Source organism: Pseudoxanthomonas mexicana, assembly GCF_010093385.1.
GTDB lineage: Bacteria > Pseudomonadota > Gammaproteobacteria > Xanthomonadales > Xanthomonadaceae > Pseudoxanthomonas_A > Pseudoxanthomonas_A mexicana.
Genome location: NZ_PDWV01000005.1, coordinates 1 through 22,274 on the forward strand (window position 1 = coordinate 1; position 22,274 = coordinate 22,274).

Here is a 22,274-nt window from a genome sequence, read left to right on the forward strand (position 1 = left end):
TCCACCGATCTGGCGGCGCTCGAGCAGGTGGAACAGGAGATCGTCGCACGCGCGGCCTCGAGTTGGGCGCGCCGTGCGCAGCAGCGCGACGCGGTCATGCAGCTGGAGAAGGACCGCAAGACGCGCGCGAGCCTGGTCGCCGACCTGGACGAGCGCTACCAGGACCGCGCGGCCAAGGAAAAGGCCCTGGGCCAGGACGCCCGTTCGCTGGAACGCCTGCTCGCCAACCTGCGCGCCGCCGCCGCGCGTGCCGAAGCCGAACGCCGGGCCGCCGCGCGCCGCGCCGCCGCCGAAGCCGCCGCGGCAAAGAAGCGCGAGAACGCCGCGGGTACCGGCCGGTCCACGCGCGACAGCGCGCCTGCGCGACCCGTCGTCGCATCGGCGCCGCCCTTGAAGGTGGGCGGCCTGGGCTGGCCGGTCTCGGGCAGCCTGCTGGCGCGTTACGGCGGCCGCATGCCCGATGGCCGCACCAGCACCGGCGTGTTGATCGGCGCAGCGGCGGGCACGCCGGTGACGGCGGTGGCGGACGGCCCCGTCGCCTTCTCCGAATGGATGACCGGCTACGGCCTGATCCAGATCCTGGACCACGGCAACGGCTACATGAGCCTGTACGCGCACAACGACAGCCTGCTCAAGGACAGCGGCGACCGGGTCAAGCGTGGCGATGCGGTGGCCCGCGTCGGCACCTCGGGCGGACAGGGCCAGGCGGCGCTGTACTTCGAACTGCGGCGCAATGGCCAACCCGTGGACCCGTCCTCGTGGCTGCAGCGGCGATGAACGGTGCGGCGGTGCATAACCGGGCTTGAACATCCGCGTCGCACGGCTTCACGCATAATCCGGGGGAGCTCCCGCACCGTGCGCGGAGTCCATCCAGGCCCCACCCGGAGTTCCGCATGCTGCAGCGTCTTCCCCTGGCCCTCCTGACTGTCGCGCTGCTCGCGGCCATGCCCGCGCGGGCGCAGCAGGCGCCGCAGGAATCGCCGCCGGTGGTGGCGCCCAGCGACGACCCCGATGCCGCCGAGAATGCGCCGTCGAAGGTGCCGCTGGAGGAGATCCGCCGCTACGTCGCCGTATTCAATGCGGTGAAGGAAGCGTACGTGGAGCCGGTGGAGGACAAGCAGCTGATGCAGTCCGCGATCCGTGGGCTGCTGCTGGACCTGGACCCGCACAGCACCTACTTCGACAAGGCGGATTCGGAGGCGTTCGACGAGCAGGCCAACGGTGCCTACGAAGGCATCGGCGTGGAACTGCAGCAGGAGCCGGACCGCAGCCTGCGCGTGGTCGCGCCTATCGACGACACGCCCGCGGCCCGCGCCGGCATCCGGTCCGGCGACCTCATCACCGCCATCGACGGCAAGCCCATCAGTGCCGAAGACGGCATGGAGCCGCTGCGTGGCGCACCCGGCAGCAAGATCGTGCTGACCATCGTGCGCGAGGGCACGCCCAAGCCGTTCGACGTCACCCTGGTGCGCGACACCATCCGCGTGACCAGCGTGCGCGGCCGCCTGCTGGAGCCGGGCTACGGCTACGTGCGCATCAGCGCGTTCCAGACCGACACCGCCGCCGATTTCCAGAAGCAGCTCGAGCGCCTGCAGGAAGGCGGTGCCCTGCGCGGGCTGGTGCTGGACCTGCGCAGCAACCCGGGTGGACTGCTGCTGGCCGCCGTGCAGGTGGCCGACGACCTGCTGGACAAGGGCACCATCGTCAGCACACGGGGGCGCCTGCCGATCAGCGATTCCAAGTTCGATGCCACGCCGGGCGACCGCCTGAACGGTGCGCCGGTGGTGGTGCTGGTCGACGCCGGCTCGGCCAGCGCCTCGGAAGTGCTGGCCGGCGCGCTGCGCGACAACGGCCGGGCACGCGTGGTCGGCAGCCGCACCTTCGGCAAGGGCTCCGTGCAGACGGTGCTGCCGCTGGACAACGGCGACTCGGTCAAGCTCACCACTGCCCGTTACTACACGCCCAGCGGCAAGTCGATCCAGGCCAGCGGCATCGTCCCCGACGTGGTGGTCAAACCGGAAGACGGAACGCCCGATGCCATCGTCGGCCAGGACGGCCAGCTCTATGTCACCGAGGCCACCCTGCCCGGTCACCTGCGCGGCGATGAAGAAGGCCTGGCGGGCTACACGCCCGGCGATGTGCTGGACGGCGAAGCGCCGGTGAATGCCGCACTGGCGGAGCTGAAGAAACTCGCCGTCACCGCGCGCGCCAGACCGACCGCCGTCCCGCGCTGATTCCCGCGGCTCATGCCGGCGGGTCGCCCGTCGCCGGCAAGGCGGTCGCGGGACGGTCGCGCATGATCCGGTTGAACAACGGCGTGGCCATCAGCGTGGTCAGGATCGCCATGATCACCAGGATGGTGAAGAGGCCGGGCTTGATGAGGCCCGCCTGCAGGCCGATGTTGATGATGATCAGCTCCATCAGGCCGCGCGCGTTCATCAGCGCACCGATGGCTTTCGCGTCGCGCGGCGATTCGCCGGACAGCCGTGCCGCCGCCCAGCACGCGATCGCCTTTCCGCCGAACGAGGCCAGCAGGATGACGATCGCCGGCATCAGGATGGCGGGATCGAGCAGCACGGAGAGCTGGGTCTTCAAGCCGGAGTAGGTGAAGAACAGCGGCAGCAGGACCACCACGACCATGCCCTGCAGGCGCTCGCGCAGGCGTTCGGTCAGCGCGCCACGCGGCAGGCAGACACCGAGGATGAAGCCGCCGAACACCGCGTGGATGCCGATGGCGTCCATCGCCCACGCGCACAGGAAGAAGGCGGCCATCACCCACGCGAATACCGGTGTGGGCAGGGGGCCATCCGCCGGCACCTGTGCTGCCAGCGGCGCCAGAAGGCGTCGCCCTGCCAGCAGCATGAAGGCGGCGTAGGCGATGCCGCCGCCGATCGCCAGCCATGCCTGTTCCCAACTGCCGCCGAAGCTGGCCAGCACGATCGCCAGGATGCACCAGGCGGCCGCGTCGTCCATCGCGCCGGCGGTGAGCGCCAGCGTGCCCAGTGGCGTTCCGGCCAGGCCGCGCTCCTGGATGATCCGCGCGAGCATCGGAAACGCGGTGATCGCGATGGCAGCACCGAGGAACAGGGCGACTTCGAGGAAGCGCGCGTTATCCGCGAACAATCCCGGCACGTGCTGCAACCACGGCGCCAGCGCGAAAGCGAGCAGGAAGGGCACCGCGATGCCGGCCCACGATACCGCCATCGCGCTGCGGTAGCGCGAGCGGATATGCGCCGCCTGGAATTCCGTGCCCACCAGGAACATGTACATGCCCACGCCCACCTGACCGCCCACGTAGAGCGTGTCGAGCGTGGCCTTGGGGAACAGGACCTCCTGCGCCTCGGGCAGTACCGCGCCCAACAGCGAGGGTCCCAGCATCACGCCGGCGATCATCTCGCCCACCACCTGGGGCTGGCCCAGGCGCTGGGCGAGCTTTCCGACCAGGCGGCAGGCCACGATGATCAGGCCCGCCTGCAGGAAGAAGTAGACCGACAGCTGTGAGGTGGACATCGGGCGCCCCGTGCGTGGAGCGCCATCATAGGGCCGGCGGGGCCGCCCCGTGCCTGCGTCGGGTCAGCGCGGCTTGGCCGGCATGGGGAACGGCGTCACCACCTTCTCGCCGGTGGCGGCATCGCGGATCGCGGACTGGCCTTTCCGTTCCACTTCTTCCACCCGGATGATGCTCTGCATCGGCAGGTGCAGCACCTTGGTGTTGCCGAACTCATCGCGCAGGCGCTCTTCGGTGGGGTCCACCACCAGTCCTTCGTGCACATCGAACACCAGTTCGGCGACTTCCGTGAACCCCCACAGGCCGCTGGCCGCGACCTTGCGCGCGTACACCTCGTAGACCTTAGTGTGGTTGTGGAAGGTGACCTTGTAGAGCGTGTTCTTCATGCAGGGATTATAGGAGCGAGCGAGGAGTAGTGAGGAGTGAGTGGAAACCGCAGCGGCCGTCGCGCTCCCCTCACTCCTGCCTTCAGTATCCCTGTCGCTTGCGCATCCGGCGGGCGATGGCGGCGCGCACGAACAGCGCGAACACCACGCCGAACAGGAAGCCGGCGATGTGCGCCCACCAGGCCACCGCGCCGAAGGCCGGGCCGGTATAGGCGAACACCACCTGCAGCAGCGCCCAGATGCCGATCAGCAGCGAAGCCGGAGCCTTCACGAACTCCAGGAACAGTCCCAGGGGCAGCACGACGCCCAGCTTGGCCGTCGGGAACAGGGCCAGGTAGGCGCCGATGACGGCGGAAATGGCGCCGCTGGCGCCGATGATGACGCGGTCCGGCGTGCCGATGCTCAGCACCGCCGCGACATTGGCCACTGCGCCGCCCACCAGGAACAGCAGCAGGAACCGCCACGGCCCCATGGCCCGCTCCGCGGGCAGGCCGAAGATCAGCAGGAACACCAGGTTGCCCAGCAGGTGCGCCCAGTCCGCGTGCAGGAACAGCGCCGTGAACAGCCGCAGCACGGTGCCGCGCTGCAGCGAGGCCAGCCAGACTTCGGGCGCCACCATGCCGCCGGTCAGCGCGCCCCATTGGGTCAGCAGGTGGGCCTTGGCCGCTTCCTCCAGGGTCAACGCCCAGCAGAACGTCGCCGACAGCAGCACCAGCAGCGCCGGCGTGGCCCAGCGGACGGGGGGTTTCCGGCGGGAAGGCAGGGAAACGAACATGGCGCCGCACTGTACCGGGTCGCCGCCGCACTGCCCATGGTGCGATGCGGCGAAACTGAATAGGGGCAATGACTTACAGCCGATTGTTAGTGTTTGGTTAGCAGGTATACTGCATACGGCGTCGTATGTCGGGAGGGGCTTCCGGCAGGCCGGAAAGGTGGATTACACACCGCGGCCGTGGACGACGCAGACGAACTTTTTACCCACGTCTCCGGAGAGATCACTGATGGAATTCACCAAGAACCTGGCCCGCGTTTCCGCGCTGGCCCTCGGCATTGCGGGCGTGCTGGCCTACGGCGACGTGCATGCCGCCGCCTTCCAGCTGAAGGAAAACAGCGCCAAAGGCCTGGGACGCGCCTTTGCTGGTTCGGGCAGCGCAGAGGGCGACGCGTCGGTCATCGCCGTCAACCCCGCCGCCATGCGCCAACTTGATGGCCGGCAAGTGCAGGCCGATCTCAGCGTCATCAGCTTCAGTGCCGATTTCGACGGTGAAGGCCGCTATCTCAACGGTGCGGGTGCCCCCATTTCGGGTGGCAACGGTGGCGATGCTGGCAAGGTCGCGCCGGTTCCGGCCGCGTACTTCCACCTGCCGTTCGGCGAGAACGACAATCTGCACTTCGGTGTGTCGCTGACTGCGCCCTTCGGTTTTGCTACCGATTACGACCGCAACTGGGTGGGCCGCTATAACGCCGTCAAGACCGAGCTTGAGGCCGTCGATCTTGGTCTGGCACTGTCCTATGACGTAAATCCCTACGTGTCTTTTGGCGCGTCGGTGTTCGTCGAGCACCTGAAGATCGAACTGGGCAGCGCGGTCGACTTCGGTACCGTGATCAACGTGGGTGCCCAGCAGTCAGCCGCCGCTGCGGTGCTGGCCCAGGGCGGCCCGCCGGCCCAAGCCGCCGCGGCGGCGGCGCAGGCGGCCCAGCAGGCGGCGGCGCTGGGCTTCAGTCCGGGCAGCGTCGATGGCTTCAGCACCATCAAAGGGTCGAACAACGAAGTCGGTTTCACTATCGGCACGCTGCTCAGCCCCAGCGACAACACCCACTTTGGCCTGAGCTACCGCTCCAAGGTCGAGCACAAGATCAACGACGGCGAAGCCATCTTCGATGTGCCGGACAACGCAGCCGCTTTCCTGGCGGCATCACGTCCGGGCTGGTTCGTGGATACCGATGGCCGCGCTACCGTGACCCTGCCGGCCACGCTGACCTTCAGCATCACGCACAAGGTGAACGACAAGTGGACGGTGATGGCCGATCTGACCCGCACCGCTTGGGCCTCGGCCTTTGACAGCGTCGTGGTGGACTACGCCTCGAACCAGGCCGACACCGTGCTGGATTTCGGTTACGACGATAGTACGTTTGCCTCCATCGGTGCCGACTTCCACCTCAGCGACACGCTGACGCTGCGAGGCGGCCTGGCATACGATGAAACCCCGACCTCCTACGCCCATCGTGAACTGCGCGTACCGGATGAAACCCGCAAGTGGCTGTCGCTGGGTCTGACCTGGACGCCGTCGGACAAGATCGAATACAACGTGGGCTACACACATCTGTTCGTCAACGACGCGAACGTCAGCACGACGTCGAGCACCGGCAACCGCGTGATCGGCGCGTTCGATGTGGGTGGCGACATCCTGGCTGCGTCGGTCAACTACAAGTTTTGATAGCCACGCATGGTTTGACTACTGAAAAATCCCGCTTCGGCGGGGTTTTTCTTTGTGCGTCCGCGCCGGAAGCCGCCGCCGACGGGGCCGCTTGCCACAGGGCACCTGATCAATACGGCAGGCCGGCAACGTCCAGCTCGATCGCCCACAGGCTCGCCGCGCCGGTGAGGAACAGCGTGCGCCGGTCGGCGCCACCGAAGGCGGCATTGGTGATGTTGGCATCCACGCCGATGGTGGCCAGCACCTCGCCCGCCGGCGAGAACACGCGCACGCGCCGTTCGCCGTGTTCGGTCACGTAGAGGTTGCCCAGGCAGTCCACCGCCAGGCCGTCGCCGCCCGAGATGCGGGCCAGGTCGCGACCGGCACCCGGGATACCATCGACCACCGGGTAGGCGCGCAGCACATCGCCGTCGGCCGTGCCTCCGGCCACATACAGCGTCCCGCCCTCCGGCGACAGCGCGATGCCATTGGGATTGCGCAGCGTGTCGTCCACCACGGTGGTCGCGCCGTCGCGATGGCGGTACACGCGGGTCAGCGGCTGGCCGCCCGGCGCCGCCTTGCGCTGGTAGTCCGGATCGGTGAAGAACAGCGTGCCGTCGGCGGCCATCACCAGGTCGTTCGGCGAATTGAACGGCGCACCCTCGTACGTGGAAACGAGCGCCGTCCGCGTGCCGTCGTCCAGAGCGATGCGCGCCACCTGCTTGCGGTCGTGGGTGGCGGCGATGAGGTGGCCCTCGGTATCCAGCGCCAGACCATTGCTGCCGCTGTCCTCGACCACGGTCTCCCAGCGATCGGGCGGGGTGAAACGGCGGATGCGCGAAGGGAAGCGTCCGCTGTGCACGAAATCCGACAGGTAGAGCGCGCCGTCCTTCCACACGGCGCCTTCATAGAGGCGGTCCTGGTCGTCGTCGACGGTGGCTGCGGCGATGCGTGTCGCGGTCAGTTCGCCCGACGGTGCATGGCCGGGATCGGTGGGGCACACCGAACGGTACGCGGATGCCTGGGCGAGGGGCGCGGCACCGCACAGGAGCAACGCAAGGGCAAGACGATGGCGCCGCGGCACGGCGGTCCTCGGGTTCAGGCGGGGTGCCAGCGTACCTCGATCCGGTTGCGGCCCTTGTGCTTGGCGGCATACAGGGCTTCGTCGGCCAGGCGCACCAGGGTGTCGTAGGGCGCATGGCGGTCGGCGGTGAACGACATGCCCAGGCTCACGGTGACGCGGAAACCGGTGCCGATCGGCGCGAATTCCAGCGCCATCACCTGCTGGCGGATGCGCTCGGCCAGCGCATGTGCGGCATCGGCCTGGGTGTCGCGCAGCACCAGCATGAACTCCTCGCCGCCCAGCCGCGCGAACAGGTCGTCGCTGCGGATGCACCCGCGCACCACGTCCGAGAACCGCTGCAGCACCAGATCGCCGGCCTCGTGCCCATGGTCGTCGTTGACCGTCTTGAAGTGGTCCAGGTCCAGCGCGATGACCGCCAGCCCGTGCTCGGCCGCGCGCCACGCACCTTGCGACTGCAGCTCGTTGTCCAGGCCGCGGCGGTTCAGCGCGCCGGTCAGCGGGTCGAAGAGCGCGCCGCGCCGCAAGGGTTCGGCGGCACGGAAGCTGGCCAGCATCAGCATGCAGAAGTTGAGCAGGTACCAGATCGAGAGATCCAGGTTCACCCAGATCGGATTGGGCCCGTACGTTCCGGTCAATGCCGCCAGCAGGTCGCTGCCGTACAGCCACAGCGGCACCAGGCAGCCGCCGATCATCAGGCGCGCAGGGACATGGTCGGGCGCCCGCCGAAGCACCAGCAGGTGGCCGATCATCACCACCAGCACGATCACTTCGGTGGCGCTCATCGCCGCGCCCTGCGCATCCACCGTGCCGCGCAGCACCCAGCCGCGCAGCACCCAGCCGACCAGCGAGAATTGCGATGCACACCGGCAGCAGCGCGCGTTCGCACCGCGAGAGCGCACGCTGCTGCACGAACTGGATGATCGACTAGGCCAGTCCCTCCAGGCCCGCCCTGATCCACTTCGCCAAATGTCTCAAGCCTTACTGGCGCGGCATCCTGAGCCGGGTACGCTGGCCCCTGCATACCGGGCTGCTCGAGGGCATCAACAACAAGATCAGGGTCATCAAGCGCATCGCCTACGGCTTCCGCGATCACGCCTATTTCTTCCTCAAGATCCGGGCGTCCCTCCCCGGAGTTGGGAGATCAACCATTATTTATGCCAGATAGTTGCGGGACGGGACACTAGGGAAGGTCTGAACAACACGCCATCTGTCGGCGACAATACCGCCTCACCTCCGGGATGACTTCTGATGCAGCTGACGTTCGGGGACGCCGAAGATCTTGGGCAACGCAAGCAGACGCGGCGGGAGGTGTTACTGGCGGAGATGGAGCAGGTAGTGCCGTGGAAGGCGCTGTTGTCGCTGATCGAGCCGCATTATCCGAAGCTGGGGCGTCCCGGCCGGCAGCCATACGCGTTGTCCACGATGCTGCGCATCCGCTTCCTGCAGCAGTGGTACGCGCTCAGCGACCCGGCGATGGAAGCGGCGTTGTACGACACGCCGGTGATGCGCCGGTTTGCGGGGATCGGCGGGCTGGATGGTATTCCCGACGAGACCACGATCCTCAACTTCCTTCGCCTGCTGGAGATGCATGGCCTGGCGGCCAAGCTGCTGGCGAAGGTCAATGCGCACCTGCAGCGCGAGGGTATGAGCCTGCGCAGCGGCACGATCGTGGATGCCACGATCATCGCCGCGCCCAGATCGACCAAGAACCGGGATGGCGAGCGGGATCCTGCGATGCACCAGACGAAGAAGGCCAACCAGTGGCACTTCGGGATGAAGGCGCACATCGGTGTGGACGATGCGTCCGGGCTGGTGCATCACGTGGGATGCACGGCGGCGAACGTGGCCGACGTGACCCAGGTGCACAAGCTGCTGCACGGCAAGAAAGCCACGATCTGCGGCGACAGCGGCTACACGGGCGCGGACAGGCGCGAGGAGTTGCAGCACATGGACGCCGGCTTCTGGATCGCGGAGAAACCATCGAAGCTGCGCGCGATGAAGAACAAGCGGGATCGTCGCCATGCCGCGCGCTGGGAGCACTGCAAGGCCAGCCTGCGGGCGAAGGTGGAGCACCCGATCCGGGTGATCAAGCGGCAGTTCGGCTACGTCAAGGGGCGCTATCGCGGTCTTGCGAAGAACACAGCGCAAGTACAAACCCTGTTCGCCGTGTCGAATCTGTGGATGGCGCGCCGGCAATTGCTGCCGGCGACGGGATCAGTGCGCCTGTAAGGCGGGGAAACCCCCCAAGCAGCGCCGGAAACAGCGCGTAAACGCGGTGAACGAAGCTAAAAACTGCTCTGTGGCCCGGAATTGAAGATTCGGGGCGTGTTGTTCAGATCTTCCCTAGATCATAGCGCGTATGGTTCAGGGTATGAGAGCGGGGTTTCTGCAGACTTTTTGCCACATGAGGGCCTGCAAGTAATGCCGCGGCGATGATCAGGTAGCGCCAATCCGCCGCGATCACCGCGTGCCCTAGGAAAGGTCGTCGTGCGAGCCGCAACTATGATCTCATGACCGCCAAAGAGGGCCGTTAGAACCCGGCTTGCATGTGGACGGTGTGTGCCTACAGACCAAACCAACAGCGTCAATGGTGCAGTGAAACGGCCCCTGATGTTGTGCCTTTCCAGCTACCTGCTATTCAGAACGCCAGTGTCACGCCCGCGACCGGGCCCTTGAACCGCTGGTCCAGTCCCAGCACGCTATCGCTGCCTGCCGTGCTTACATCCAGCTTGAACCAGTCGTAGCCAGCGAACAGGCCGAAGTTCCTAGTGAAGCGGTATTCCACCACAGCATTGGCGCGGCTGATGTCGCCGTCGTAGTCGCCGAAATCGCCCCAGCCTGCGTCCATGTACTGTGCCTGCAGGTTGACCAGCCACTTCTCGCCCGGGGTGAAGGTGACGCGTGCGCCCACGACGGGTGCGAAACCGTCTTCGCTGGCGCGACCGTCATAGACGTTCTCGCCGGCTTCGGCGCGAAGGCCGCCTTCCAACTTGGCCCATTGTGCGCCGATCTGCAGGCCTACGCTGACCGCATCCGACTGCATGATCGAGAAGTCGTACAACAGGCTGGCGAGTTCGAAGTTGGCTTCCGCGCGCGCGAAACCGCCGGCCGGAATGGTCACGTCGTCGTAGGACAGGTCTTCGCCGAGAGTCACTTCGCGATCCTTGTCATACTTGAAGTAATCGAAGATCAAGCGGTTGCGGTCGCTGAAGCGGAATACGCCGTCGACACGCGGTACGACCTCGCTGCCGAGGTCGAAGTCCTGCGAGAACTGCAGGTCTTCGCCCTGGAAAACGGTACTGGCATAGAATTCACTTGGGGTATCCGCGTCCATCGCACCCAGTCGAAGGGTGAAGCGATCATCGTTGTCTGCGGCATGGGCAAAGGGGGCGGCGAGGACCGACGCAAGTGCGCCGGCAAGTGTCAGCGGGGCCACATATTTCATATCGAGGTTGTCTCCTTGTGGGGGGGCGGAGTCTTTCGCCCGCGGTCATACTTGCTGGATGGGGCGTCAAGGAAGTGTGAATAGTGCGACGGTTGGACTTGCTGCGCACTGATGCGATGATATCGCCACCCTGCGGTCGATCATGACGCTAGGTATTCGCCGGAACGACGCCCCGGCCTTCAAATCCAAAGTGGCCTTGGCCGCGAACAAGGACGAGCACGAGTTGGCCGAGCGCTTCGACATCGATCCGAGGCAGATTGCTTCATGGGAAGATCAGCGGCGACCGTGCGCGGCTCCCGCAGGCGATCCGCCACAGCGCCCCCGGCATCGCGCCACGGAAGCCCCCGAATGAGCACCAGTGCAGCCACCACCCGAACCGGATCGCGGCGCTGGCGTGCGCTGCCGGCCTTGCTGCTGGCCTGCGTCCTGCTGACCGGCGGCTGCGCGATGGTCGAGGTCAAGTCGCTGGGGCCGGGTGAGTACATCGCGATGAAGCGCGGCGACATCCTGACCACGGGCAGGCTCAGCGCCGCCACCCAGGATACCGTGCGGGTTGCCGGGCTCGACGGCAAGGGGCCGTGCGCCACGCCAGCACAGGCCTGCCTGGAGGCGCTTGCCGGCACCGAGGGCATCGACCCCGAGCGCCGCCTGGCTGCCTTGACCGAACTGCGGTTGCAGCAGGTGATGGAGATCGCCTCCCGGGAAGGCGAGCCGATGTCCGACCTGCAACTGGATGCCTGGCTGGAGGTCGGCCGGCACGCCTATGCCTATCTGTTCTTCAGCGGACGCGCGCCCGGCGAACGCGCCTTCGAGGATCGCCAGACCCAGGTCCGCGACTACTACAACTACGCCATCCAGCAGGCGACGATCGGGCTGTTTCAGCGCCGGGACGAACACGCCGACCCGTCCGGCATCGGCTACACGACGCACGCGGCCGGCTGGACCATCCGCATCGACCTGTCCCGCGTGCGCCTGCCAGAAGGCCTGACCATGCCCCATGAGGTGGTCCCGGCCGCGTCGCTGGCCTTTACCGGGCTGCGCAGCACATACCGCCGCGACGGTTTCGGCGCCGAGGTGGTGGCTGTCATGGAGGACGACCCGGCGACGGCCGTCACGGAAGCTCCGCCGCCGGGAACAGAGCGTAGCCCGCGCAGGAAGGCCTACAGCGAGATGACGTCGCCTGCGCTGACCGTGCTGATCCGCTACGTCGGCGACGATCTCGACCAGGTCCTCGACACGCGCGAGATCGTGCTCAGCGCGTACGACCCTTACCGCGACGCGGCCACCGAACTGCACGGACAGAAGATGCCGCTGGCCGCCAACTACACCGCCGGGTACGGCCTGTGGCTGGCGCGCTCCGACTTCGCCACACAATCCCTGCACACCGTGCTTGGGCGGGAACAGGGTATCGACCGGCCGCACCTGTACCTGATGCAGCCGTATGACCCGCAGCGCCGCATCATCCTGATGGTGCACGGACTGGCGAGCAGCCCGGAGGCTTGGGTGAACGTCGCCAACGAGATCCTCGGCGACGAGACCCTACGCCAGAACTTCCAAGTCTGGCAGGTCTACTACCCGACCAACCTGCCGATCGCCTACAACCAGTCCGCTATCCGCCGGATCATGACCGAAACGCTGCAACACTTCGATCCGGACGGCAGCGATACGGCCTCGCGCGGCATCGTGCTGATCGGACACAGCATGGGTGGCGTGCTGTCGCGGTTGCTGGTGTCCTCATCGGGGGACCGCCTGTGGAACTGGCTGCTGGAACACCGCGACCTCGACGACGGCCGCCTGGCGCGGATCCGCGGCCGGCTGGAGCCGATGCTGCGATTCGAGCCCTTCCCCGGCGTCGAACGCGCGATCTTCATCGCGGCCCCCCACCGCGGCACGAAGGTGGCCGGCAACCTGCTGGGGCGCTGGATCTCACGGCTGGTGCGGCTGCCGCTCACCGTGCTCGCAGGTTTCGAGGACGTCCTCCACACGCTGGCCGACAGCGACGACGACCGCCCCGCCGCCCCGCCAAACAGCATCGACAACCTCAGCGAAACCGATCCCTTCATCCAGGTCGCAGCTGACCTGCCCATCTCGCCGCGGGTGCGTTACCACTCGATCATCGCCCAGAATAATCCGGATACCCCGCTGCCGGCCTCCGACGACGGGCTGGTGCCCTATCGCAGCGCGCACCTGCCCGGCGCGGCGTCGGAGAAAGTGATCGTATCCGGGCACAGCGTGCAGGAAGCCCCCGAAGCCATCCTCGAGATCCGGCGCATCCTGCACGAAGACCTCGATCAGCGCGGCCGGCTACCTCGCAAAGTGGCTCAGTGACAGGGAAGCTGCAATATGCGGCTGAATTCAGGTTGTGGGGTTGATTTCGCAAGAACTGCGAACTGGCGGTCTTGATGTCCTCGATCAGGGGGCGCCCGGCCCTTCCTTCCTCGCGCAGCAGTTCGGAGCGCGCGCGCTGATACGGCGCCACTCACTCGCGCCAGAACGAGTCCTTTCTGCGGCCATCGCCGTCGAGCGACAGAGCGAGCATGCACTGGATGTCGCGCATCAGCGGGTTGGTCGCGAGACTGTAGGAATCGTTGGCAAAATCCCAGCGAGGCGTATTGGCAATGGGCCACGCGCGCGGCCTATCAGTTCTGCGGGTGCGGGCAACTGCGGTAGAAACTTGCTGACAATGGTTTCGGAGGGATGTTCCTTGCTCTCGAAGTGGCAACAGATGGTGGCTTTGAACACCTTGCAGGATGTCGAGGGGATGCTTCTGCGCTTGGACTATCCAAAGAAAAGCCCCGCCGGAGCGGGGCTCGAAGATCGCCGAAGGGCGTATCGCGTGCGGCTCAGTCGCCCAGCGTCAGCAGCGATGCATTGCCGCCAGCGGCCGTGGTGTTGACGGTGACGGTCTTCTCGGTGGCGAAGCGCGGCAGGTAGTGCGGGCCGCCGGCCTTGGGGCCGGTGCCGGACAGGCCCTGGCCGCCGAACGGCTGCACGCCGACCACGGCGCCGATCTGGTTGCGGTTGACGTAGACGTTGCCCACCTTCACCCGCGCCGCGATGCGGTCGATGGTCTCGTCGATGCGCGAGTGCACGCCCAGGGTCAGGCCGTAGCCGGTGGCGTTGATCTGGTCAATCACCGCATCCAGCTGGTCGGCCTTCCAGCGCACCACGTGCAGGGCCGGTCCGAAGATCTCCTTGTGCAACTGGTCCAGCGACGTCAGTTCCCATGCGCGCGGCGCGAAGAACGTCCCGTGCGCGGTGTCCTCGCCGGCATTGGCCTGCTTGATCAGGCGCGCTTCCTTGGCCATGCGCGCGGCGTGGTCGTCGAGGATCTTCAGCGCATCGGCATCGATCACCGGGCCGACGTCGGTCGACAGCATGCCCGGATCGCCGATCTTCAGTTCGTCCATGGCACCGGCCAGCATGGTCATCACCTTGTCGGCGATGTCGTCCTGCACGAACAGCACGCGCGCGGCCGAGCAGCGCTGGCCCGCGGAGGTGAAGGCCGAGCCCATCGCGTCCTTGACCAGCTGTTCCGGCAGCGCGGAGGAGTCGGCGATGAAGGCGTTCTGGCCGCCGGTTTCGGCGATCAGCGTGGCGATCGGGCCGCTCTCGCGGCCGGCGAGCGCACGGTTGATCGCGCGCGCGGTCTCGGTGGAGCCGGTAAACGCCACGCCGGCCACGCGCGGGTCGTTGGTCAGCGCGGCGCCGACGGTGGCGCCGTCGCCCGGCAGGAACTGCAGCACCGCCTCGGGAATTCCGGCCTCGTGCAGCAGCTTTATCGCGGCATAGCCGATCAGGTTGGTCTGTTCGGCCGGCTTGGCGATCACGCTGTTGCCGGCGGCGAGCGCGGCGCTGACCTGGCCCAGGAAGATCGCCAGCGGGAAGTTCCACGGGCTGATGCAGACGAACACGCCGCGGCCCTGCAGCTGCAGCTGGTTGGACTCGCCGGTCGGGCCGGGCAGCTGTTCCGATGCACCGAACTGCGCGCGCGCTTGGGCGGCGTAAAAGCGCAGGAAGTCCACCGCTTCGCGCACTTCGGCCACGCTGTCGGGGATGGTCTTGCCGGCTTCCTTCACGCACAGGGCGATGTAGTCGGCCATCCGCTGTTCCAGCAGGTGCGCGGCATGCTCGAGGATCGCCGCGCGGCTGGCGGCGGGCGTGCGGTCCCACGCCGGCTGCGCGGCCACCGCGTTCGCCAGCGCCTTCTCGACGGTGCCGCTGTCGGCCGGCTGCCACTCGCCGACGGTCTGGCGGCGGTCGGCGGGATTGGTCACCGGCAACGGCGTGCTGGATAAGACGGCACCCGGCACCAGCGGCGCGGCGCGCCATGGCTTGACGGCGGCGTTGACGCGCTCGGCCAGCGCGCGCAGGTCGTTGTCGTTGGCGAGGTTGGCGCCCATGGAGTTGTCCCTGTCTGAATTCTGGATGGGAGCCGGCTGGCTCCGGAAAAGGTCGACCGGCAGCGGGATGCGCGGATGCGGAATGGCGTCGAATGCCGACACCGTCTGCACCGGGTCGCGCACCAGGTCCTCGATGGCGACGTTCTCGTCGGTGATGCGGTTGACGAAGCTGCTGTTGGCGCCGTTCTCGAGCAGGCGGCGCACCAGGTATGGCAGCAGGTCCTCGTGCGAACCGACCGGCGCATAGACGCGGCACGGGATGTCCAGTCGATGCTTCGGCACCACTTCGGCATACAGGTCGTCGCCCATGCCGTGCAGCTTCTGGTGCTCGTATGGCCGGCCCTGCGCGATGGAGCGGATCGCCGCGATCGTCTGTGCGTTGTGGGTGGCGAACATCGGGTACAGCGCATCGCCCTGGTCGAGCATGCGGCGTGCGTTGGCCAGGTACGACACGTCGGTGTTCGGCTTGCGCGTGAACACCGGGTAGCCCGGGTGGCCGTCGATCTGCGCGCGCTTGATCTCGGCGTCCCAGTACGCGCCCTTCACCAGGCGCACCGGCATGCGGCGGCCGACGCGGCGGGCCAGGTCGGCCAGGAAGTCGATCACATACGGCGTGCGCTTCTGGTAGGCCTGCACGGCCAGGCCGTAGCCTTCCCAGCCGTCGAGCGACGGGTCGGAGAAGGTGGCCTCGATCAGGTCCAGCGACAGCTCAAGCCGGTCGGCTTCCTCGGCATCGATGGTGAAGCCGATCCCGTACGACTTGGCCAGCTGCGCCAGCTCCAGGATGGCAGGGGCCAGTTCCTTCATCACGCGGGCGCGCTTGGCGTGCTCGTAGCGCGGGTGCAGCGCGGACAGCTTGATCGAGATGCTGGGGGCGGCGAACACATCCGCGAACGGCCCCGTGCGGCCGATCGCATGGATCGCCTGGCGGTAGGCCTCCAGATAGCGGGTGGCGTCCTTCGTGGTCAGCGCGCCCTCGCCCAGCATGTCGAAGGAGTAACGGTAGTCGGCGTTCCCGCCCTTGCGGCTGCGCGCCAACGCCTCGTCGATGGTCCGGCCCATGACGAACTGGTGACCCATGATGCGCATGGCCTGGCGCACGGCCAGCCGGATCACCGGTTCACCCACGCGGCCGACCAGGCGCTTGAACGCGCCGGGCACGTCGGCGCGGGTCAGGTCGTTCAGGTTGACCAGCTTGCCGGTCAGCATCAGGCCCCAGGTGGAGGCGTTCACCAGCACCGAGTCGCTCTGCCCGAGGTGCTTTTCCCAATCCGCATCGCCCAGCTTGTCGCGGATCAGCTTGTCGGCCGTGTCCTGGTCGGGGATGCGCAGCAGGGCCTCGGCCACGCACATCAGCAGCACGCCCTCCTCGCTGCCCAGGTCGTACTGGCGCATGAAGGCCTCGATGGCGCCCTGGTCCTGGGCGCGGGCGCGGACCCGCTTCACCAGGTCCACGGCCAGTTTCTGGGCCTGGGCCTGCTCGGTGCCGGGCAGGCGGGCCTGTTCCAGCAGTTCGCGCACGTGTTCGGTCTCGTCGCGCAGCCAGGCGGCCGTGATGGCGGCGCGGAGCGGCGACGGCGGTGCGGGGAGTTCGGGGGCGATGATGCCGTCCGCGGGCGGGGCGGCGGGCGACGGCGAGGGAGAGGGGCTCGACAGGACGGCGGGGCAGTCCAAAGGCAGTCCATTAGTTTAGGGCCGCAAGGTCGGCCCGGATATGCCCGTCGCCCGCCCTCTGTCGGGGGGCCCAGGCGCGCTTGTCCGTGCGGTGATGACCGTCGCGGAATGCCTCCGGAACGCCATGCCAGCGCGGGCACGACGGGCCGGCGCGCCTTGTCCAGGATCAATGCAACTTGCCGCAAAGTGTGGCCGGGGCTACCATTTGGCGGTTTTCCGCAGCCCGGATCGTGTGGCGGACGACATGATCGAAGTGGTGCCGTCAACGTGGGACGGACACGGTGCGCGGCTCAGGCTGCGGCCACCGAGGGCGCTTTCGCGCCGCCAGTTCATCCTGTTGTTCGCCGTGCTGTCGGGCGCGATGTGGATCGTCGCCATGCTGGGCTGGTGGGGAGGCAACGCCTTCGCGCCGGCTTTCGCATTGCTCCATTCGGCCATCCTCGCCCTGGCGCTGCGCGCGCTGTGGCGCGGCGGCGAACAGGGCGAGGAGATCCGCATCGGTCCCGAGGCGGTGGGGGTGACCACCTCCCGGTCCGGGGCGGTGTTCCGGGCGCACCCCTACTGGGTGCGGCTGTGCATCGAGCGGGGAGGCGAACGGGTTTCGCTGGCTTCCAGCGGCAGGCAGGTCCAGGTGGGCGATTTCCTGGGTCCGGCCGAACGCCGGGAGTTGGCGGACACGCTGCAGGATCTACTGGCGGCCGCGAGCGGCCGCAACCGATGACGCATTGGGGTCTAGGCAATGACGCAAGTGAATGGGATGTGGAAGCGGTTGGTGACGGCGTGCATGCTGCTGGCGATGCCGGCGCTGGCATGGGCGCAGTCAGCGGACCCGAAGCCGTGGCAGCTGAACATGGGCAAGGGCGTCACCGCCTCGTCCCAGCACGCCTACGACGCGCACATGGTGGCGCTGATCGTCTGCATCGTGATCGGCCTGATCGTGTTCGGCGCGATGGGCTATGCGATGTTCAAGTTCCGCAAGTCCAAGGGCGCGGTCGCGGCGCAGTTCAGCCACAACACCACCGCCGAGATCATCTGGACCGTCATCCCGGTGCTGATCCTGGTGGTAATGGCCTGGCCGGCCACCGCCAAGCTGATCGCCATGTACGACACCCGCGACGCCGAGATGACCGTGAAGGTCACCGGCTACCAGTGGATGTGGAAGTACGACTACCTGGGTGAGGACGTGTCCTTCACCAGCCGCCTGGACCGCGAATCCGACCGCATCCGCCAGAGCGGCGAGCAGCCCGACTACGCCAAGAACCCGCACTACCTGCTGGATGTCGACAATCCGCTGGTGCTGCCCACCAACACCAAGATCCGCTTCGTCATCACCGCCGACGACGTGATCCATGCATGGTGGGTGCCGGCGCTGGGCTGGAAGCAGGACGCCATCCCGGGCATCGTCAACGAGGCCTGGACCGACATCAAGGAGCCGGGCATCTACCGTGGCCAGTGCGCCGAGCTGTGCGGCAAGGACCATGGTTTCATGCCGATCGTCGTGAAGGCCGTGCCGAAGGCCGAGTTCGAGCAGTGGTTGGCCTCGAAGAAGCCCGCCCCGGCCGCCGAACCCGCACCGGCCGCGCCGGAAGCCGCGCCGGCCGACGCCGCGCCGGCCACCGACGCCGCCCCCATCGCCGAGACCCCCGCGCCGTCGGCGCAGGGCTGATCGACCGCACGCATCAGCTGCAAGAGAGCAAGCACATGGCCAACTCCGCCGTCGACCATCACGACGATCACCACGGTCACCAGCAGGGCTTCATCGAGCGGTGGTTCTTCTCCACGAACCACAAGGACATCGGTACCCTCTACCTGATCTTCAGCTTCATCATGTTCATCATCGGCGCCGGCATGTCGGTGGTGATCCGTGCCGAACTGATGGTCCCGGGCCTGCAGTGGGTCACGCCCGAATTCTTCAACCAGATGACCACCGTGCACGCGCTGGTCATGATCTTCGGCGGCGTGATGCCGGCCTTCGTGGGCCTGGCCAACTGGATGATCCCGCTGCAGGTCGGCGCGCCGGACATGGCGCTGCCGCGCATGAACAACTGGTCCTTCTGGATCATGCCGTTCGCCTTCAGCCTGCTGCTGATGTCGCTGTTCCTGCCGGGCGGCGCGCCCGCGGGCGGCTGGACGCTGTACCCGCCGCTGTCGCTGCAGGGCGGCTACAACGTGGCCTTCACCATCTTCGCCATCCACATGATGGGCATCAGCTCGATCATGGGCGCGATCAACATCATCGCCACGGTGCTGAACATGCGCGCGCCGGGCATCGACCTGCTGAAGATGCCGATCTTCTGCTGGACCTGGCTGATCACCGCGTTCCTGCTGATCGCGGTGATGCCGGTGCTGGCGGGCGCGGTGACCATGCTGCTGACCGACAAGTTCTTCGGCACCAGCTTCTTCAACGCGGCCGGCGGCGGCGACCCGGTGATGTACCAGCACATCTTCTGGTTCTTCGGTCACCCCGAGGTCTACATCATGATCCTGCCGGCGTTCGGCGTGGTGTCGGAAATCATCCCGACCTTCAGCCGCAAGCCGCTGTTCGGCTACCAGGCCATGGTGTACGCGACCGCCTCGATCGCCTTCCTGTCGTTCATCGTGTGGGCGCACCACATGTTCACGGTGGGCATGCCGCTGGGCGGCGAGATCTACTTCATGTTCGCGACCATGCTGATCGCCATCCCGACCGGCGTGAAGGTGTTCAACTGGGTCAGCACGATGTGGCGCGGCTCGCTGAGCTTCGAAACCCCGATGCTGTGGGCGGTGGGCTTCGTCATCCTGTTCACCATCGGCGGCTTCTCCGGCCTGATGCTGGCCATCGTGCCGGCGGACTTCCAGTACCACGACACCTACTTCGTGGTGGCGCACTTCCACTACGTGCTGGTGACCGGCGCGCTGTTCTCCATCATCGCCGCCACCTACTACTGGTGGCCGAAGTGGACCGGCCGCATGTACAACGAGTTCTGGGGCAAGTTCCATTTCTGGTGGACGATCGTGTTCGTCAACCTGCTGTTCTTCCCGCAGCACTTCCTGGGCCTGGCCGGCATGCCGCGCCGCATCCCGGACTACAACCCGGTGTTCGCGGACTGGAACCTGGTCAGCTCGATCGGCGCGTTCGGCATGTTCGTCACGCCGTTCATGATGGCTGCGATCCTGTGGTCCTCGCTGCGCAGCGGCAAGAAGGCCGACGCCCGCGCGTGGGAAAACGCCAAGGGCCTGGAGTGGACCGTGCCGTCGCCGGCGCCGCACCACACCTTCACCACGCCGCCGGTCATCAAGGACGGCGACCTGGCGCACGGCGACGTGACGCACTGATACGGTCGACCCTCGCGCCATGAACGCCCCCGTCCTGACCCCCGAGGAAGTCGCGCGCCGCCGCAAGGCGGTGCTGCGGACCGCGTGGGTGATCGGCGGCATCGCCTTCGCCATCTTCGTGGCGTTCATCGGCCGCGCGGTGCTGGGCGCATGAGCGCGTCCCCGTCCAACTCGGCCGGGCTGTTCAAGCTGGTGGGCGTGGCCGTGGCCGTGTTCGTGCTGACGTTCTCGCTGGTGCCGCTCTACCGCATCGCCTGCGAGAAGGTGTTCGGCATCCGCCTGGAGCAGGGCCCCGGCCAAGCCGCGGCCGTCGCTGCCGCCAAGGCCAAGCGCATCGTCACCGTGCAGTTCGACGGCGGCGTGAACTCCAAGCTGCCCTGGGCCTTCCATCCCGAGCAGCTGACCATGCAGGTGGTGCCCGGCGAGTTGTACGAGGCCAAGTATTTCGCCCGCAACGACAGCGAGCGCCCGATCGTGGGCAGCGCGGTGCCGTCGGTGGCGCCGGCGCGCGCGTCGGGCTATTTCACCAAGACCGAGTGTTTCTGCTTCACCGCCCAGACCCTGCAGGCCGGCGAAAGCCGCGACATGCCGGTCCGCTTCATCGTGGATCCGGACCTGCCGGCGGAGGTGAAGACGATCACCCTGTCGTATACCTTCTTCAAGAACGATGCACTGACCGCGCAGATCGGCAGGGGCCATGCATCGCCCTCGCCGCTCGCGGCACCCTGATCACGCTCAGCAACCGGAAGCCACGCCATGGGACAAACCCATTCGCCAGACGCCAACATCTACTTCGTGCCGCACAGCTCCAAGTGGCCGTTCGTGGGTTCCATCGCCATGTTCGTCACCATGGTCGGCGTGGCCAGCTGGCTGAACGACATCTCGTGGGGCATGTGGACCTTCTACGCCGGCGTGCTGATGCTGTGCGCCACGTTGTTCATGTGGTTCGGCGACGTCATCCGCGAGTCGGTGGGCGGCAACTACAACCGCCAGGTGGACGTGTCCTTCCGCATGGGCATGGTGTGGTTCATCTTCTCGGAAGTGATGTTCTTCGCCGCCTTCTTCGGCGCCCTGTTCTACGCGCGCACGCTGGCGCTGCCGTGGCTGGGCGGCGAGGGCGACGGCGTGATGACCAACAGCCTGCTGTGGGAAGGTTTCAGCGCCGCGTGGCCGAGCGCCGGCCCGGGCCAGGTGGGCGGTCAGTTCCAGACCATCCCCGCATGGGGCCTGCCGCTGCTCAACACGCTGATCCTGCTGACCTCGGGCGTGACCATCACCATCGCGCACCACGCGCTGAAGGCCGGCAACCGTAGTCAGCTGCTGATCTGGCTGGGCGCCACCGTGCTGCTGGGCTGCACGTTCCTGTTCTTCCAGGCCGAGGAATACATCCACGCCTACAAGGAACTGAACCTGACCCTGGGCTCGGGCATCTACGGTTCCACCTTCTTCATGCTGACCGGCTTCCACGGCCTGCACGTGACCCTCGGCACGATCATGCTGGCGATCATCTGGTTCCGTTGCGCCAAGGGCCACTTCAGCAAGGACAACCACTTCGGCTTCGAGGCCGTGGCGTGGTACTGGCACTTCGTGGACGTGGTGTGGCTGGGCCTGTTCCTGTTCGTTTACGTGCTGTAAGAGGCGGGACCAGGGATACGGGAGTCGCAGCGCGCATCCCGAGTGCACAAAGAGCGACGGTCGCCCGTCGCTCTTTGCTTTTGCGAATCCCGGATCTCTGCGGCCGGATCCCGGCCGGCGTCAGCCGGGATTGACGCCGTGCGGCTGGATCCAGCCCATCTTGATGGCAAGCACCACCAGCAGGATCAGGCCGACGGACAGGGCGATGCGCCGGGTCAGGGCGTTGACGGTGCGCTTGCTCTCGCTCTTGTCGACCAGCATGTAGTAAAGGCCGGCACCCAGGTTCCACACGATGAGAATGAGGAAGGCGATGATCAGCAGGGTTTTCAGCGAATCGTTCATGGCGTCCTTGGCGGGGCGCGGGCAATGAGGCAGGCATTATCGCTTCCCCGGCGTGAGCCCGGGGT

Annotated in this window: 17 protein-coding genes and 3 pseudogenes; 12 read left to right on the forward strand and 8 right to left on the reverse strand. The window is 67.0% G+C overall.

Annotated elements, in window-relative coordinates; genetic code table 11:
* Positions 1 to 777: murein hydrolase activator EnvC family protein (locus CSC76_RS03030; RefSeq protein ID WP_162108590.1), on the forward strand; the 777-nt coding region annotated here is incomplete at its 5' end.
* 116 nt (positions 778 to 893) lie between these two features.
* Positions 894 to 2,213, forward strand: a pseudogene (locus CSC76_RS03035) (S41 family peptidase); the annotation flags it as partial.
* A 31-nt stretch (positions 2,214 to 2,244) separates the two neighbouring features.
* Here CSC76_RS03035 and CSC76_RS03040 read toward each other — a convergent pair.
* The 3 genes and pseudogenes from CSC76_RS03040 to CSC76_RS03050 all read right to left on the reverse strand — a co-directional run.
* Positions 2,245 to 3,510 carry a cation:proton antiporter gene (locus CSC76_RS03040; protein WP_162108592.1) on the reverse strand — a complete coding sequence of 422 codons (1,266 nt, stop codon included), beginning with the start codon at positions 3,508 to 3,510 and terminating at the stop codon, positions 2,245 to 2,247.
* 63 nt (positions 3,511 to 3,573) lie between these two features.
* On the reverse strand, positions 3,574 to 3,894 hold the full coding sequence (locus CSC76_RS03045) for a DUF1820 family protein (protein ID WP_162108593.1): 321 nt from the start codon (positions 3,892 to 3,894) through the stop codon (positions 3,574 to 3,576).
* Between the two features lie 82 nt (positions 3,895 to 3,976).
* Positions 3,977 to 4,540: pseudogene (locus CSC76_RS03050) on the reverse strand (rhomboid family intramembrane serine protease); the annotation flags it as partial.
* 355 nt (positions 4,541 to 4,895) lie between these two features.
* Between CSC76_RS03050 and CSC76_RS03055 the strand changes: the two are divergent.
* Positions 4,896 to 6,332, forward strand: coding sequence for an outer membrane protein transport protein (locus CSC76_RS03055; protein WP_162108595.1), 1,437 nt, complete (start codon positions 4,896 to 4,898; stop codon positions 6,330 to 6,332).
* A 109-nt stretch (positions 6,333 to 6,441) separates the two neighbouring features.
* On the opposite strand, the gene CSC76_RS03060 is transcribed toward CSC76_RS03055, so the two are convergent.
* Together CSC76_RS03060 and CSC76_RS03065 are read right to left on the reverse strand one after the other, a co-directional pair.
* Positions 6,442 to 7,395 (reverse strand): SMP-30/gluconolactonase/LRE family protein, encoded by a 954-nt coding sequence (locus CSC76_RS03060; RefSeq protein WP_238394855.1) that lies wholly within the window; start codon positions 7,393 to 7,395, stop codon positions 6,442 to 6,444.
* A 14-nt stretch (positions 7,396 to 7,409) separates the two neighbouring features.
* Positions 7,410 to 8,294: a GGDEF domain-containing protein gene (locus tag CSC76_RS03065; RefSeq protein ID WP_162108596.1), complete on the reverse strand. Its 885-nt coding sequence runs from the start codon at positions 8,292 to 8,294 to the stop codon at positions 7,410 to 7,412.
* A 47-nt stretch (positions 8,295 to 8,341) separates the two neighbouring features.
* Here CSC76_RS03065 and CSC76_RS03070 point away from each other — a divergent pair.
* A pseudogene (locus CSC76_RS03070) lies at positions 8,342 to 8,560 on the forward strand (transposase); the annotation flags it as partial.
* 83 nt (positions 8,561 to 8,643) lie between these two features.
* Positions 8,644 to 9,624, forward strand: coding sequence for an IS5 family transposase (locus CSC76_RS03075; RefSeq protein ID WP_162108597.1), 981 nt, complete (start codon positions 8,644 to 8,646; stop codon positions 9,622 to 9,624).
* A 409-nt stretch (positions 9,625 to 10,033) separates the two neighbouring features.
* Here CSC76_RS03075 and CSC76_RS03080 read toward each other — a convergent pair whose 3' ends face one another.
* Complete coding sequence (locus CSC76_RS03080) at positions 10,034 to 10,840, reverse strand: hypothetical protein (RefSeq protein WP_162108598.1); 807 nt, start codon at positions 10,838 to 10,840, stop codon at positions 10,034 to 10,036.
* 348 nt (positions 10,841 to 11,188) lie between these two features.
* On the opposite strand from CSC76_RS03080, the gene CSC76_RS03085 reads away from it, so the two are divergent.
* A complete protein-coding gene (locus CSC76_RS03085) occupies positions 11,189 to 13,168 on the forward strand; it encodes a lipase family alpha/beta hydrolase (protein WP_162108687.1) in 1,980 nt (659 codons plus the stop codon).
* Positions 13,169 to 13,683: 515 nt separating this feature from the next.
* On the opposite strand, the gene putA is transcribed toward CSC76_RS03085, so the two are convergent.
* Positions 13,684 to 16,899, reverse strand: coding sequence for a bifunctional proline dehydrogenase/L-glutamate gamma-semialdehyde dehydrogenase PutA (gene putA, locus CSC76_RS03090; RefSeq protein WP_379606023.1), 3,216 nt, complete (start codon positions 16,897 to 16,899; stop codon positions 13,684 to 13,686).
* 262 nt (positions 16,900 to 17,161) lie between these two features.
* Here putA and CSC76_RS03095 point away from each other — a divergent pair, with 262 nt between their 5' ends.
* From CSC76_RS03095 to CSC76_RS03115, 6 genes are read left to right on the forward strand one after another with little or no spacing between them, the layout of a single operon-like run.
* A complete protein-coding gene (locus CSC76_RS03095; RefSeq protein WP_162108599.1) occupies positions 17,162 to 17,638 on the forward strand; it encodes a DUF2244 domain-containing protein in 477 nt (158 codons plus the stop codon).
* An 18-nt stretch (positions 17,639 to 17,656) separates the two neighbouring features.
* Complete coding sequence (coxB, locus tag CSC76_RS03100) at positions 17,657 to 18,583, forward strand: cytochrome c oxidase subunit II (protein ID WP_162108600.1); 927 nt, start codon at positions 17,657 to 17,659, stop codon at positions 18,581 to 18,583.
* A 35-nt stretch (positions 18,584 to 18,618) separates the two neighbouring features.
* Positions 18,619 to 20,232, forward strand: coding sequence for a cytochrome c oxidase subunit I (gene ctaD / locus CSC76_RS03105; RefSeq protein ID WP_162108601.1), 1,614 nt, complete (start codon positions 18,619 to 18,621; stop codon positions 20,230 to 20,232).
* A 19-nt stretch (positions 20,233 to 20,251) separates the two neighbouring features.
* Positions 20,252 to 20,386 carry a hypothetical protein gene (locus tag CSC76_RS19225; protein ID WP_260618863.1) on the forward strand — a complete coding sequence of 45 codons (135 nt, stop codon included), beginning with the start codon at positions 20,252 to 20,254 and terminating at the stop codon, positions 20,384 to 20,386.
* Entirely contained in the window at positions 20,383 to 20,961 is a 579-nt protein-coding gene (locus tag CSC76_RS03110) for a cytochrome c oxidase assembly protein (protein WP_162108602.1), read from the forward strand. Before CSC76_RS19225 ends, CSC76_RS03110 begins: the two co-directional genes overlap by 4 nt.
* Positions 20,962 to 20,988: 27 nt before the next feature.
* Positions 20,989 to 21,867 (forward strand): cytochrome c oxidase subunit 3, encoded by an 879-nt coding sequence (locus tag CSC76_RS03115; RefSeq protein WP_162108603.1) that lies wholly within the window; start codon positions 20,989 to 20,991, stop codon positions 21,865 to 21,867.
* Positions 21,868 to 21,987: 120 nt separating this feature from the next.
* On the opposite strand, the gene CSC76_RS03120 is transcribed toward CSC76_RS03115, so the two are convergent.
* On the reverse strand, positions 21,988 to 22,209 hold the full coding sequence (locus CSC76_RS03120; protein WP_162108604.1) for a twin transmembrane helix small protein: 222 nt from the start codon (positions 22,207 to 22,209) through the stop codon (positions 21,988 to 21,990).
* Positions 22,210 to 22,274 lie beyond the last annotated feature (65 nt).